General features: G+C 74.3%; 14 protein-coding genes and 1 pseudogene. 7 read left to right on the top strand and 8 right to left on the bottom strand.

Annotation, left to right across the window (positions count from 1 at the left end):
* Window positions 1-85 precede the first annotated feature (85 nt).
* From ACN26Y_RS13465 to ACN26Y_RS13450, 4 genes and pseudogenes are all read left to right on the top strand, one after another.
* Window positions 86-1,309, top strand: a pseudogene (locus ACN26Y_RS13465) (sensor histidine kinase); the annotation flags it as partial.
* 33 nt (window positions 1,310-1,342) lie between these two features.
* A complete protein-coding gene (locus tag ACN26Y_RS13460) occupies window positions 1,343-2,521 on the top strand; it encodes a hypothetical protein (RefSeq protein ID WP_155334069.1) in 1,179 nt (392 codons plus the stop codon).
* Window positions 2,494-3,207 (top strand): response regulator transcription factor, encoded by a 714-nt coding sequence (locus tag ACN26Y_RS13455; protein WP_155330614.1) that lies wholly within the window; start codon window positions 2,494-2,496, stop codon window positions 3,205-3,207. Before ACN26Y_RS13460 ends, ACN26Y_RS13455 begins: the two co-directional genes overlap by 28 nt.
* A gap of 98 nt (window positions 3,208-3,305) precedes the next feature.
* Window positions 3,306-4,028: a hypothetical protein gene (locus ACN26Y_RS13450; protein ID WP_155334068.1), complete on the top strand. Its 723-nt coding sequence runs from the start codon at window positions 3,306-3,308 to the stop codon at window positions 4,026-4,028.
* Here the strand turns inward: ACN26Y_RS13450 and ACN26Y_RS13445 are convergent.
* The 5 genes from ACN26Y_RS13445 to ACN26Y_RS13425 form a co-directional block, all read right to left on the bottom strand.
* On the bottom strand, window positions 3,910-4,890 hold the full coding sequence (locus ACN26Y_RS13445) for a GlxA family transcriptional regulator (protein ID WP_155330613.1): 981 nt from the start codon (window positions 4,888-4,890) through the stop codon (window positions 3,910-3,912). The two genes, ACN26Y_RS13450 and ACN26Y_RS13445, sit on opposite strands and share 119 nt — an antisense overlap.
* Window positions 4,891-4,894: 4 nt before the next feature.
* A complete protein-coding gene (locus tag ACN26Y_RS13440) occupies window positions 4,895-5,563 on the bottom strand; it encodes an isochorismatase family protein (protein ID WP_155330612.1) in 669 nt (222 codons plus the stop codon).
* A 128-nt stretch (window positions 5,564-5,691) separates the two neighbouring features.
* A complete protein-coding gene (locus ACN26Y_RS13435; RefSeq protein ID WP_155330611.1) occupies window positions 5,692-6,420 on the bottom strand; it encodes a lysophospholipid acyltransferase family protein in 729 nt (242 codons plus the stop codon).
* A gap of 117 nt (window positions 6,421-6,537) precedes the next feature.
* Window positions 6,538-8,598 carry a glycogen debranching N-terminal domain-containing protein gene (locus ACN26Y_RS13430; RefSeq protein WP_155330610.1) on the bottom strand — a complete coding sequence of 687 codons (2,061 nt, stop codon included), beginning with the start codon at window positions 8,596-8,598 and terminating at the stop codon, window positions 6,538-6,540.
* Window positions 8,598-8,969 (bottom strand): SCP2 sterol-binding domain-containing protein, encoded by a 372-nt coding sequence (locus ACN26Y_RS13425; RefSeq protein ID WP_155330609.1) that lies wholly within the window; start codon window positions 8,967-8,969, stop codon window positions 8,598-8,600. The genes ACN26Y_RS13430 and ACN26Y_RS13425 overlap by 1 nt, the downstream gene beginning before the upstream one ends.
* Window positions 8,970-9,155: 186 nt before the next feature.
* Here ACN26Y_RS13425 and ACN26Y_RS13420 point away from each other — a divergent pair, with 186 nt between their 5' ends.
* Window positions 9,156-9,932 (top strand): DNA glycosylase AlkZ-like family protein, encoded by a 777-nt coding sequence (locus ACN26Y_RS13420; RefSeq protein WP_155330608.1) that lies wholly within the window; start codon window positions 9,156-9,158, stop codon window positions 9,930-9,932.
* 143 nt (window positions 9,933-10,075) lie between these two features.
* On the opposite strand, the gene ACN26Y_RS13415 is transcribed toward ACN26Y_RS13420, so the two are convergent.
* Both ACN26Y_RS13415 and ACN26Y_RS13410 read right to left on the bottom strand, forming a co-directional pair.
* A complete protein-coding gene (locus ACN26Y_RS13415) occupies window positions 10,076-10,492 on the bottom strand; it encodes a CBS domain-containing protein (protein ID WP_155330607.1) in 417 nt (138 codons plus the stop codon).
* 75 nt (window positions 10,493-10,567) lie between these two features.
* A complete protein-coding gene (locus tag ACN26Y_RS13410; RefSeq protein ID WP_155330606.1) occupies window positions 10,568-11,038 on the bottom strand; it encodes a PPOX class F420-dependent oxidoreductase in 471 nt (156 codons plus the stop codon).
* Window positions 11,039-11,091: 53 nt separating this feature from the next.
* On the opposite strand from ACN26Y_RS13410, the gene ACN26Y_RS13405 reads away from it, so the two are divergent.
* A complete protein-coding gene (locus ACN26Y_RS13405) occupies window positions 11,092-11,892 on the top strand; it encodes a helix-turn-helix domain-containing protein (RefSeq protein WP_155330605.1) in 801 nt (266 codons plus the stop codon).
* Between the two features lie 46 nt (window positions 11,893-11,938).
* Window positions 11,939-12,397 (top strand): VOC family protein, encoded by a 459-nt coding sequence (locus tag ACN26Y_RS13400; protein ID WP_422734777.1) that lies wholly within the window; start codon window positions 11,939-11,941, stop codon window positions 12,395-12,397.
* 13 nt (window positions 12,398-12,410) lie between these two features.
* Here the strand turns inward: ACN26Y_RS13400 and ACN26Y_RS13395 are convergent, their stop codons facing one another.
* Window positions 12,411-13,436, bottom strand: coding sequence for an aspartate-semialdehyde dehydrogenase (locus tag ACN26Y_RS13395; RefSeq protein ID WP_155330603.1), 1,026 nt, complete (start codon window positions 13,434-13,436; stop codon window positions 12,411-12,413).
* Between the last annotated feature and the right edge of the window lie 398 nt (window positions 13,437-13,834).

The raw sequence follows: 13,834 nt of genomic DNA, 5'->3' as shown, positions 1-13,834 counted from the left end.
CGCGGAGCCTCGGGCATGCTATTCTCCGGCGTCGATTTCTGCCGACCGGACCCGTATCGGTCGTTTCGGAAGGACGTCTCGCCCGATGCCGGCCGTTCCCGCCGCGACCGCGCCACCCGGCACCGCACAAGCCGCCGCGACCGCGCTGCCCGGCACCCAAGCCGGCATCATCGCGGCACCCGGCACTCTGGACACGCCGGCCGGCGGCGCCCTCACCCTTATCTTCGCCACGATTCCGGCCCTGCTCCGGCTCAGCTGCGGCGTGGTGGGCGCGATCGTGGCGCTGTGGGTGCGTACGCCGCCGGTCGAGCCGGCGCTGCTGCTGCCGGCCGTCGCCACACTGACCGCCTGGTCGGTCTGGTACGCGGTCCGCGGGCTCCGGCACGGGGTCACCGCACCGCTGGTGGCCGGTGACGTCGCGCTGACCACGATCGCCTGCCTGGCCATCCCCGTGCTGGTGGCACCGGAGGTGCTGCCCGGCGAGGGGAGCTGGATCGCGGTCCTCGCGAGCACCACGATCATCAACGCCCAGGCGACCGCCCCGGCCCGCTGGTCGGTCCCGGCGGGGCTGCTGGTGACCGCCGCGTACGCGACCGGCGCGCACGCTGCGGGTGATCCCGTCGAGGCGGGCGCCCACGCGGCGACGCTGCTGGCGCAGACCGGCTGCACGGTGGTGATGGCCGTCGTCATGCGCCGCCGGATCGGCCGCGCGGACCGGGCGTTCGTGGACCATCAGCGGCTGACGCGGGAGAGCCGGGTCGCCCGGGCCACCCGGGAGGCCGAGCGGCAGCAGAACCGCGACCTGCACGACACCGTCCTGGCCACACTCACGATGGTCGGCCTCGGCGCGGTGTCCGGGTCGTCGGCGGCGCTGCGCGACCGGTGCGCCGGCGACCTGCGGACCCTCGACGCCCTCGCCGACGGCCGTGCGGCGGAGGGTGACGGCCGGTTGGACGAGCGGCTGCGGCAGGTGCGGGCCCGGCTCCCGGAGCTGCCGGTCACAGTGGAGCTGGCCGCGTGCGAGGTGCCGACGGCCGTCGCCGAGGCCCTCGCGGAGAGCACGTACGCGGCACTGTCCAACGTGGTCCAGCATGCGCCGGGTGCGACGACCACGCTGCGCCTGGCCCGGGCCGGCCGCGCCGTCGTGGTCGAGGTGGTCGACGACGGTCCCGGCTTCGATCCGGCGACGGTCCCGGCTCACCGGTACGGGTTGCGCGAGTCGGTCCACGGCCGGATGGCCGCTGTCGGCGGGCGGGCCGAGGTCCGCTCCTGCCCCGGGGCGGGCACGCGGATCCGGCTGGAGTGGACCGTCTCCGGGCTGACGGCACCACCGGTCACGGCGGTGCCCCTACCGCGTACTACCAGGGAGAGCCGGACCGGCGCGGACGCGGCGGCCGCGGTGGCCCGCGCCTCCGACCGCGGCGCGCGGATCGTCGTGGTGGTGATCGCGCTGGCGTGGCACACGGCGATCGGTCTGCCGGCGGTGCTGTCGGCCCGCGCGGACCTGGCGGCACCGGCGGCGGTGCTCGGCGGTTGGCTGCTGGTCGCGGGTCTGGGCGGTATCGCGGGGACGGGCCTGCTGCGCGGCGCCCCGTTGCCGGCCTGGCCGCTGGCGGCGATGCTGCTGGCCGTCGACGCGGTCGTCTTCGCCGCGGCGGACGAGCGGCAGCTCTTCACCGCCGCGAACTGGGTGTGGGGCACCATCGCCTGGTTCTTCGTGCTGGTCCTGTGGGGGCGCCGGCTGGTCGGGCTGCTGCTCCTGCTCACCGCGCACTCGACGATCGCGCTGGTGGCCGTCCTCGGGTACGGCGCGACCGCCCCCGCCGACCTGGCCCGCTGCGCGATGTACGTGTACGGCACGTCCTCGCTGCCGGTCGCCGTGTTCGCCGGTGGCGCGGCGATCGCCGCGCTGGCCCGGCAGCGGGCCGCGACGGCGGCCGCGGCGTACGCCCTGGTGGCCGAACGCGAGGCGGCCGAGCTGGCCCGGCGGGAGCGGCGCGAACGGCTCGCCCTGGCCGGCGCCGCCGCCCGGAAGGTCCTCGCCGAGCTGGCCGACGGCCGGGCCGACCCGGCGGACGCGGACGTGCAACGCCGGTGCGTGCTGGCGGCGGCGCGGCTGCGCCGGCTCATCGCCGAGTCCGACGACGTGCCCGACCCGCTGTTGCACGAGCTGCGGGCGGCGGCCGACCTGGCCGAGCGGAACGGCCTCCCGATCGATCTGGTGACCATCGGCACGCCGCCACCGCTGCCGGTGGAGATCCGCCGCCGACTGGCCGACCCGCCGACCGCGACCCTGGCCGGGGCCCGGGACTGGGCCCGGTTGACCGTCGTGGCCGGGCCGGACGAGGTGGCGGTCAGCCTCGTCACCCCGGACGGCGAGCACGCCGACCATCCCTCCGACGACAGGTCACCGGCAGCCGGCGGCGGTGTTCCGGCGCCGGACGGCGGTGGCGGCCGAGTGGAGCACCTCGACGAACGGGACGGGGAGATCAGATGGACGCAGACCCGGTGGCGGCGGTGAACGCGCACCGGCCGGTCGGGGTGGCGATCGTCGACGACCATCCGGTGGTCATCGACGGCGTACGGGCGTGGCTCGCCCCCGAGCCGGGCCTGGAGGTGGTCGCCACCGGGGACGACCCGGACGAGGTGCTGCGCGAGGCCCCGCACGCCGACGTCGTCCTGCTGGACCTGCGGCTGCACGGCCGGATGGCGCTGGACAAGCTGGCCGAGCTGAGTGCGGCGGGCCGGCGGGTGGTCGTCTACTCCGAACACTCCGACCCGGCGACGATGCTGGCGGCGCTCGACGCCGGAGCGGTCGCGTTCCTCGCCAAGCACGAGGGGCGGGAGCACTGCGTGGCGACGGTGCTGGCCGCCGCGAGCGACCGGCCGTACGTGTCGCCGGCGCTGGCCGGCGCGATGGTCGGCGACCCCCGGCCGGACCGGCCGGTGCTGTCCGACAAGGAGCGGGAGGCGTTGCTGCTGTGGTTCCAGTCGATGTCGAAGGCGTCGGTGGCCCGCCGGATGCGCATCAGTGAACACACGGTCAAGCAGTACGTGGACCGGGCGCGGATCAAGTACACCCGGGCGGGGCGGCCGGCCGCCACGAAGGCGGCTCTGCTCGCCCGCGCGATCGAGGACGGCCTCGTCCGGCCGGAAGAGATCGGCACCTATCGGTCGCAGGCGTGGTACGACCGGCCGACCCCCTAACGGGCGTCATGACAGTGGTGCCGGGGGTCGGCGAGGCTGCACGGTGAACCAGGGGTGATCCGGCCGCCCCATCGCCGTCTGCACGAGAGGTCGTGACGATGCACGATGACGCGTCCCCCTTCTTCATCGCCCCGCACCGGTTCGACGCGCCGGACGACACCGGGCCGGTACTGGACCGGCGACACGAGCTGGTCCCCGAGCCGGGCGAGCGGGTGCTCGGCCGGTACCGGTTGCCCGCGGCGGGCTACCTGCTGGGCCCGACCGAGGCCTGGCGGCGCTGGACGCTGCCGGGGACGGTCGCGGTGACGGTCACCGACCGGCGGCTCGCGTACGTCGGGACGGCCTCGCAGCTGTCGGTCGTGGGCGTCGGCGCGGGCGAGCCCCGCCACCGGCGCGGGGTGCGGGTGCCGGGCCTGGTCAGCGGGCAGGTCCGCTGGCAGTGGCCGTCCCGGCTGGAGGTGGTGCCACCCGGTCCCGGGCGGCCGGGGCAGGTGCTGGTCGTCTGCGACGCGCTGCGGACGATCCACCAGCCGGCGCTCGCCCTCGCCGCCCCGGAGGGGGTCGTCGACCTGGCCCGGCAGATCCGCCGGGCGGTGGCCGCGTTCCGGCTGGCCCACCCTGAGCTGGTGGACCTGTCGCCGCCGGAACGTGACGTGTTGGCGCTGCGCGCCAACGCCGGCCCGCTCACCGTCGAGGGGCGGGTCACCCTGCCCGGGTCGCTGCCGGTGGAGTTCCGTTCGCGGGACGACTACTACCGGCGGGAGGGGTCCGAGGGGGTGTGGCCCGGGACCGCAGCCGGCGCAGCATCCGGGCATCGGTGAACCCGACCGCGCGGGCCGCCGACTCGACGGTCGTCCCGTGCCCGATCAGGTGTTCCGCGCGCTCGACCCGCAGGAGCTGCTGGTAGCCGAGCGGGGTCAGGCCGGTGGTCTGCCGGAACAGCCGGGTGAGGGTCCGCTCGGCCACCCCCACCTCGGCGCAGAGGTCGGCGAGGGGCAGCGGCCGGTCGTACCGGGCGTCGATCAGGTCCTGCGCCCGGTGCACCGCGTCGGAGAGGTGCGACCGGTGCCGCATCATCGCGCTGGCCTGCTGTTCGTGGCCGTTGCGGCGGGCGTACACGACCAGGACGCGGGCGATGCGGGCGGCCGCGGCGGGCCCGTGCCGGGTGGCCATCAGGTGCAGCGCCACGTCGATGCCGCTGGCGATGCCGGCCGAGGTGACCACCCGGTCGTCCACCACGTACAGCACGTCGCGGACCACACGCGCCGCGGGGTGGCGGCGGGCCAGGTCGTCCTGCACCTCGTGGTGGGTGGTGCAGCGCCGGCCGTCGAGCAGCCCGGCACGACCCAGGGCGTACGCCCCGGCGCACACGCTGGCCACGGTGCCGCCGGCCGCGTGGTGGGCGGCCAGCCGCCGCAGGTCCTCCGGGCCGACCGGCCCCTCCGGGCCGTGCGCGCGGGGCCGCCATCCGGGTACGACCACCAGGTCGTCGCGGGTCAGCTCGGGCCACTCGCGCCCGGCCACCAGCGGTACGCCCTGCACGGTCGGCACCACCTCACGGTCGGCGACGTAGTGCAGGTGGTAGTCGTACCCGAGGTCGGCGGCGGTGGAGAAGACCTGGGCCGGCCCGGCGAGGTCCAGCAGGTGCAGCTGCGGGACGAGCAGGAAGACGACCCGGGCCATGCGGTCAGCCTCGCACGCCGACGGGTTCGGGCCGCGACGCGCCCGTGCCGGTACCCGCCGCGGCGGCGTCGGCGGCCCGGTCCGGGACCGTGCCGGTCACCTCGTCGACGGTACGGACGGCGGCGAAGCGGCCGGCGAGGGCGTACTCGGTACGCGCGGTCATCTCCTCGACCGACAGGGTGCGCGGGTCGGCGAGGATCTCGGCGAGGGTGGCGGTCGCCGGCAGGTCCCGGTGCGGCGTCGGGAAGGTGACGGTCGCGTCGGTCACGAACGTCATCTCGTACCCGAGGTCGCAGCCGACCCGGGCGGTGGTCTCCACGCACTGCTCGGTGCGGATGCCGCAGACGGTGATCTCGCGGGCGCCGGCGAGGGTCAGCAGTTGCTGGAGGTTGGTCGTGGTGAACGCGTTGTGCGACGTCTTGACCAGCGTGGGCTCCCCGGGGACGGGAGTGAGACCGTCGATCAGCCGCACGTGGCCGTTGGCCGGGTCGAAGACGCCGCCGGTGCCGGGCTCGGCGTGCAGGACCCAGACCACCAGGTCGCCGCGGCGCCGGGCGGCGGTGACCAGCCGGTCGACCTGGCCGACGATGTCCGGCTGCGAGGCGTACGCCCAGATGTCGCGCTGCCGGAAGGACTCCTGGACGTCGATGACGACGAGTGCTGCTCTGTTCATGACCTGACTCTGCCGTCCGGCAGCCCACCGGCACGAGACACCATCCCGCCCGACACCGGACCGATCCGGCCACGAGCGCCACCACCCCGTGCCGCGTGTCCCCAGCCGCATCCGGGTCGCGGGGAGGGTCAGGCGCGGTCGAGAGCGGCGGCTTCCGCCGGGGTCGGGGCGGTGCCGCCGAGGTGGGCGGGGAGCCACCAGGTGTCGTCCGGGCCCGACGGGCGGTCCGGGTACTCGCGCTGCACCCGGTCGACCAGGGCGGCCAGCCGGGTCCTGAGGTCGTCGGCCATCGTGGTGGCGTCCGGGTAGCCGGCCGGGTCCATCGGCTCCCCCACCAGGATGGTGATCGGCGTGTGCCGCCTGGTCAGCGTGCGCGGGCGGCCCTTCGTCCAGAGCCGCTGGGTGCCCCACAGCGCCACCGGCAGCACCGGCACGCCGGCGTCGCGGGCCATCCGGGTGGCCCCGCTCTTGAGGTCCTTGACCGTGAACGAGCGGCTGATCGTGGCCTCCGGGAAGACGCCGACCACCTCACCGCGCTTCAGCGCGCCGACCGCCTCGGCGAACGAGCCGGCGCCGGCCCGCCGGTCCACCGGGATGTGCCGCATGCCACGCATCAGCGGGCCGGAGACCTTGTGCGTGAAGACGGACTTCTTCGCCATGAACCGGACCAGGCGCTTCGACTGGCGCGCGCCCAGCCCGCAGAAGATGAAGTCCAGGTAACTGACGTGGTTGCTGGCCAGCACCGCCCCGCCGGTACGCGGGACGTGGTGGGCGCCCTCCACCGTGATCTTCAGGTCGAGGACCCGGAACATCGTCTTGGCGGCGGCGATCACGGGCGGGTACACGAGCTCCGGCATCCGGCGACTTTACCCCGAGTAAGTTACGCCACCGTAGGGCGGAGCGCCGGGGAGTCCCGGCTGCGGAAGGGCCCCGTCCCGAGGGTCGACATCGGGGAAGGAGCCCTCCCGCACCGCTCAATCCGAGAGCTGGTGCAGGTCGAGGCGACCGCGGGCGAACGCGTCCACCCGGCCCCACCGGCCCGGGATGTCCAGCACCTCGATCCGGCCCATGCCGACCGGCAGGCGCGGCTCGACGGCGAGGTGGCCCTCGTGCGGCTCCAGGCCGAGCATCGTCCGCAGAAGCAGCAGCGGCGCCCCGGTGGACCAGGCCTGCGGGCTGCACGCCGTGGGGTACTCGACCGGGAACTTCGTCAGCTCCCGCGGGTAGCCGCCGAAGGCCTCCGGCAGCCGGCCGTCGAAGTACCGGGCCGCGTCGAGGATGCCGTTGGCGATGGTCGCCGCCTCGTCGGCGAAGCCGTAGTTACGCAGGCCCCACGCGATGAAGGAGTTCTCGAACGGCCAGATCGTGCCGTTGTGGTAGCCGATCGGGTTGTAGCGGACCTCACCCTCGGCGAGTGTCCGCACGCCCCAGCCGGAGAAGAGCCGCGGCCCGACCAGGTGCTGGGCGATCTTCCCGGCGCGGTCGGCGTCGACGATGCCGCTCCACAGCAGGTGGCCGACATTCGAGCTGAGCACGTCGCACTGCCGGCCGTCCGGGTCCAGGGCGAGCGCGTAGTACTCGCCGTCCTCCACCCACCATTCCCGGTTGAACCGCTCCTTCAACGCGGCCGCCTCCCGCTCCAGCCGGTCGGCGAACTCCGGGTCGCCCCAGAACTCGCGCGCCAGCCGGGCGGCCCGCACCTTCGCGTCGTACGCGTACCCCTGCACCTCGCAGGTCGCCCGCGGGAACGGGGGCAGCTTGCCGTCACGGTAGGAGATGGAGTCCCAGGAGTCCTTCCAGCACTGGTTCTCCAGGCCCGTGTCGGTGTTGCGCCGCTCGTACCAGATGTAGCCGTTGCCGACCAGGTCGGCGTAGTTGTCGATCCACTTCAGCGCCGCCCGGCACTCGGCCTGCAGTTCCACGACCAGCGCGGCGTCGCCGCTCCACTTCTCGTACTCGTCGAGCAGCACGATGAACAGCGGCGTCGCGTCCACCGAGCCGTAGTACGGCGAGTGCGGCTGTTCCTCGAAGGCCGCGGTCTCGCCGTACCGCATCTCGTGCAGGATCCGGCCCGGGTCCTCGTCCCGGAAGTCGTCGAACCGGGTGCCCTGGAGGGCGGCGAGGATGCGGAGCGTCGTCTTGGACAGCTCCGGCGTGAACGGCAGCACCTGGAGGCAGGTCAGGATGCTGTCCCGCCCGAACATCGTCATGAACCACGGCAGACCGGCCGCCGGCAGCGTCGCCCCGCCCAGCGACAGCGGTGAGAAGCGCAGCGCCGCCAGGTCCACGAGACAGCGGCGGTACGTCGCGGCCAGGTCCTCGTGCTCGGTGTTGACCTTCGGCGCGTTCGCGATCCACTCCTCCAGATCCTGCTGGAGGGCGAGCCGCTCCGTGCCGTGGGCGCGCACCCCCATCCGCAGGTCCCGGCCCCCCGGGCCGACCGCGTGCGTCTGCACGTCGACCTGGGCCATCCACTGCTCGTTGGGTTCGAGATGGACGGTGTACCCGAAGCCGCCCTTGTCGTACCGGGCCGGCACCGACGACGCGATCACCGTCTCCCGCCGGAAGCTGCCGCGCCGGTAGCCCAGCCGCAGCCGGTCCGGCTCGACCTCGGTGTAGATCTCGCCCTTTTTGTTGAGGATCTCGTCCTTGACCTGGAACAGGTCGGCGAAGTCGGACGCCGCGTCCATCCGGATCTCCAGGTCGACCGGCTTCTCGTCGTGGTTGAGGATGGTGACCGTCTCCCGGAAGCTGCCGCCCACCGCCCGTTCCCGGACGATCGACAGCTTGGCATCGATGTAGTGCGTCGCCAACCCCGGCACCAGGAAGAACCGCGCCTCGTAGTACTGCAGGTCGTCGTACGAGAGCGGGTTGAGCCGCTCCCCGTTGACGGTCAGCACCCAGGTCGACAGGAAGCGGGTGTCCAGGGAGAAGAGTCCCGTCGGCTCGGTCGGCGTGGCCTCGATGTCACCGGTGTCCTCGGAGACGACGAAGGTGTTTCCGTCCAGGATCCGGACGTGGTTGCTCTTCGACATCAGACCACCTCCCGGTGGAAGGCCCGGCGGGGGCCTCGGGAGTCGGGGTCACCGGGGAAGAGGCGCTCGACCTGGACGATCAGCCGCGGGTCGCCGGCGACCGTCACGTCCCCGCGCAGGATCGCCGCGATCCCGTGCTCGCGCCCCGAGGCGAGGTCCTCGAACAGCGCCGGACTCGTCCCCACCACCGTGTCCGCGTCCCGGTCCTCCTGGGTCACCCGCAGGTTTCCCCGGTCGATCCTGACCATCCAGTGGTGCGTGTGCGCTCCCTCGTGCAGATCGAAACGCAGGGTCCCCGAGGTCTTCGCCAGCAGGGGTTCGTACCCCCTCCGGTCGAGATCCTCGAAGAACCGCGTGGTCGCGTCCGCCATCGGGTCCTCTCCTCCCCGTCGGTCGTGTCCCTCACCGACCGGCGCGACGGCTCCCGCCCGGTCGGTGACTCGACGTCCGGACACGGGTCCCCGTCCGCGGCCCGGTCAACCTCGCCCGGATCGGGTGAGCCGGCGGGCGGAACCGTCCGACGGCGGCGGTAACCTGCCGACGACGGAGGGGATGCGATGACCGAGGTCGACCGCCGGCGGGTCCTTGGCTACCGGGCTGCCGCCCAGGAGCTGCACCGGCCGGGCGGCCGGGCGGCCGACCTGGCGGTGGCGGGGCTGGGCGTGCAGGACACGCCGTACGGGTCGGCGCGGCTCGCGCTCGCCGCCCGTGGAGTGCCACCGGAGGACGACCGGCTGGAGCTGATCTGGTCGATGCGTGGCGCGCCGCACCTGCACCGCCGCACGGATCTGCCCGCGCTCGCCACCGCCCTCTGGCCGCTGTCCGACGCCGACGCCACCCGGCGGATCGCCGGTCAGATCCGGACGGGTGCCGCGCTGGGCATCGCCGCGTTCACCGCCGCTGCCATCGCGTTCGCCGAGGTGGTCACCGGGCCCGTGCCCAAGGGCGAGGCGAGCCGGGCGGTCAGTGACCGGGTGCCGCCCGAGCTGACGTACGACTGCGGGCCGTGCGCCGCGCGGCACATCTCCGGGTCGCTCTTCCAGCAGGCGGGCCCCTTCCTCGCGGTCCGCGACCGCGGGGTGCTCGTGCCGGAGAAGGCCCACCAGGCGCAGGTGTGGCGGATCATCGGCAACCCGGGTGCGGTGCTGGTGGACGGTGACGTGGCCGGGACGTGGCGGGCCAGGCAGGCGGGCCGGAAGACGCTGGAGATCACGGTGACCCCGTTCGCCGGCCGGCTGTCCGCCCGGGTGCGGGGTCAGCTCGACGCCGAGGCCGCCCTCGTCGCCGGGGCACGCGGCGCCGCCGAGGCCCGCGTCGAGGTGGCAGCGACGTGACGCCCCGGCCCCCGGAGCGGCGGCACGAGCCGACCGGCCGGGCGGCGGGACCCCCGGACCCACCCTGACCGGCGGCACGGCGGCTCCCGGACGGCGTGCCGCCGGCCCCCGCGGTACGGGAGCCGGCGCGTCCGCGGCGGACGTCAGTTGTTGGGGTCGTCGGCGCTGATGTCGGCGAGCACGGACTGCGGTTCGCGCTCCACCGCCAGGTCGCCCATCGACACCAGGCCGACCAGCCGCCCGTCGTCGACCACCGGCAGGCGGCGCACGGCGTACGTCCGCATCAGGTCCGCGGCGGCCACGGCGTCGTCGTACTGGCTGACCGTGATGACGTCCTTGGTGGTGATCTGGTTCAGCTTCGTCGAGGCAGGGCTCATGTTCTCCGCCACGGCCCGGACGGTGATGTCGCGGTCCGTCACGATGCCGACCACGTTGTCGCCGTCGGTCACCACGACGTCCCCGATCGCGCTGTCCCGCATCTCCTGGGCCGCCGCGACCAGCGTGTCGTTGCCGTCCATGGTCACCAACCGGGTCGTCATGAACTCTCCGACCGTTGTCATGGTGCTCCCCTCTCGGTGTCGGCACCGCGGTCTACCCGCGCCCGGACGGCAGGTAACGCCGCGCGGAAGGGGCGGTCAGCCGCGCGGAGGCACGCCGTAGACGCGTTCGACGTGCAGGCGCAGCACCAGCCGCCGCTCCGCCACCATCGCCCGGCGGTAGTCGTCCCAGTCGGGGTGTTCGCCGCCGATCGCCCGGTAGAGCGCGACCAGTTCCCCGACCGTCGGGTCGTCCGGGCGCTCCGCCACCGGGGTCAGCTCGGCGCGCGCCTCGACCACCGCGTACGCCCAGCCGTCCTCGCTGCTGACGTGGAAGCTGGCGCGGGGGTCCCGGCGCAGGTTGGCCGTCTTGGCCCGGCCGTCGGTGACCGACACCCGGACGACGCCGGCCGCGCGGTCGTACGCGTAGACCACGTTGGACAGTTGGGGCCGCCCGTCCCGCTTGAGTGTCGCCAGCACGCCCAGCCGGCCGGCGGCGACGAGATCGGTCAGTGCCGCCTGGCTCCGGTCGTCGGACACGGCACCCTCCCTCGTCGAGTCACCACCCATCCAAGCACGCCGAGCGGATCGCCGGCGTCCTCCGGCGGTGGGAGGATGCGGTGGTGCCGCGGGAACTGGTGCCGCCCGGCGGGGCGCTCGCCCCGTACCTCGCCGGGCTCGGCTGGTGGGCGACCGACCTGCCGGCGGGTCGGGAGCGGCGGCTGCCCACCGGCGGGATGCAACTGGTGGTCAACCTCGCCGCCGACGAGGTCCGCTGGTACGACGCCGACGGCCGGGAACACCGGCGCGGCGGCGCCGTCGTCTGCGCGGCCACTCCCGGTCCGGTCACCATCGACACCGCCGACCAACGGATGGTGATCTGCGTGCCGTTCCGGGCCGGCGGCGCGTATTCCGTGCTCGGCGTGCCCGCGACGGCGCTCGACGAACCGGTCGTGGAGCTGGCGGCGCTCTGGGGCCGCACGGCCGTGACCCTGCGCGAACGGCTGCTGGCTGCCGGCGGGCCGAGCGCGGCCGTGTGGGAGCTGCGCCGGACGCTGACCCGGCGGCTGGGCCGCGGGCCGGGCCACGATCCGGCGGTGCCCGCCGCGGCGGCCGCCCTCGATCGTGGGATGGCGGTGGCCGACGTGGCGGACCGGCTCGGCCTGACGGCGGCCGGCCTGCGCCGCCGCTTCGCCGTCGGGACCGGGCTCACGCCGAAGCGGTACGCCCGGATCCGGCGGCTGCAACGGCTGCTGCGTCACCTGCCGGACGCACCGGTGGACTGGTCCGCGGTGGCCGTCGGGGGCGGGTGGTACGACCAGGCGCACCTGATCCACGACTTCCGCGAGTTCACCGGTGGCACCCCGGGCGCCTACCAGCCCCGGTCAGCGACGGAACCGAACCATCTCCCGGTGGTGAGGTGACGATTCTTCCAATCCGGGTGCGGACCGCGCGGTGAGGATGGGCGACATGACCACGTTCCGAGGCGTCTCGCCGTACCTCTACTACACCGATGCCGCCGCCGCGCTCGACTGGCTGGCGCGGGTCTTCGGCTTTGTCGAGCAGGTCCGTTACCTCGACCCGGACGGTGTCGTCCGTGAGGCGGAGATGACCGTCGGTGACGTGCCGATCCACCTCTGCGGGCTCGACCCCGACCACTGGCAGCGGCAGGGCCTGCCGGGCCCCACCGGCCAGCTGACGATCGTGTACGTCGACGACGTCGACGTACACCACGCCCACGCCGTCGCCGCCGGGGCCGTCGCCGACCCACCCGAGACGAAGGACTACTCCGCGCGGACCTACCTGGTCCGCGACCCGGGCGGCAACAGCTGGTGCTTCTGGCAGCCGCTCGACCGCCCGGTACGGCTACGCGACGGCTGGAGCGAGACGCGCCCCGAGCCCGTCACCGCCCGCCGGGGCGACCGGTGACGGGCGTGCGGCCCTACCGGCGTTCGGCGGCGACCAGTTCGGCGAGCTGCACCGCGTTGAGCGCCGCTCCCTTGCGCAGGTTGTCGTTGGAGCAGAACAGGGCGAGCCCGTGCTCCACGGTCTCGTCGGCCCGGATCCGCCCCACGTACGTCGGGTCCTGGCCGGCGGCCTGGAGCGGCGTGGGCACGTCGGAGAGTGCCACGCCGGGCGCGCCGTCGAGCAGGTCGCGGGCGCGCTGCGCAGTGATCGGGCGGGCGAACCGGGCGTTGATCTGGAGCGAGTGACCGGTGAAGACGGGCACCCGGACGCAGGTGCCGGAGACCTTCAGCCCGGGGATCTCGAGGATCTTGCGGCTTTCGTTGCGCAGCTTCTGCTCCTCGTCGGTCTCGTCGGAGCCGTCGTCGACGATCGAGCCGGCGAGCGGGAGCACGTTGAACGCGATGGGCCGGGCGAACGAGCGCGGCGCCGGGAACTCCACGGCGGCACCGTCGAAGGCGAGGCCGCTGGCCTGCTCGGCGACCTTGCGGACCTGCTCGTCCAGCTCGGCGACACCGGACAGGCCGGCGCCGGAGACGGCCTGGTACGTCGACACGACGAGCCCGACGAGCTCCGCCTCGGCGTGCAGCGGACGCAGCACCGGCATGGCGGCCATCGTGGTGCAGTTCGGGTTGGCGATGATGCCCTTCGGGCGGGCCGCCGCGGCGTGCGGGTTGACCTCGGCGACGACCAGCGGCACCTCCGGGTCCATCCGGAACGCGGACGAGTTGTCGATGACGACCGCGCCGGTCGCGGCGACCCGGGGGGCGAGTTCCCTGGCGGTGCCCTTGCCGGCCGAGAAGACGACGATGTCCAGCCCGGAGTAGTCGGCGGTGGCCGCGTCCTCCACGGTCACCTCCTCGCCCCGCCAGGGCAGGGTGCGCCCCGCCGACCGCGCCGAGGCGAACAGCCGCACCTGCTCCGCCGGGAACTTCCGCTCCGCCAGCACCTGCCGCATCACGCCACCGACCTGGCCGGTGGCCCCCACAATGCCGATCCTCATGACCGCGAGGCTACCCAGCGGGACGAGCCGACGGGGAACGCTTTCCCACCGCCCGGGCCACCGTCACACCGCCCGCCAGGGGCCCGGGCCTGGTCAGGGCGGCGCCGCCGACCCGCAACCCCACCGCCGATCGGCCGTCCCGACCGGAAGATCCCGGGCACCGGGCCCACCTGACCGCAGCATCGCCGACCGGCCCGGGGCCCACGCCACCCCCACCAGAACCGCTCCCGTTCCCGGGGACGCGACCGACATCACACCGGCCGCCGCTGGAGCGACCGCCACCCACCGCCGGGGGCAACCGCCACCCGCCGCGCCGCCGGAGTGGCCGCACTTTCACGGAAAGAGTGGCCTCGGGGCGCGGAATGAGCACTCTTTCCGGGAAAGTGCGCGAATCTTGG

The sequence above is a fragment of the Micromonospora sp. WMMD558 genome (assembly GCF_049315255.1).
GTDB lineage: Bacteria > Actinomycetota > Actinomycetes > Mycobacteriales > Micromonosporaceae > Micromonospora.
The sequence above is the reverse complement of the archived record's forward strand: the minus strand, read 5'-3'. Positions and strand labels throughout refer to the sequence as shown.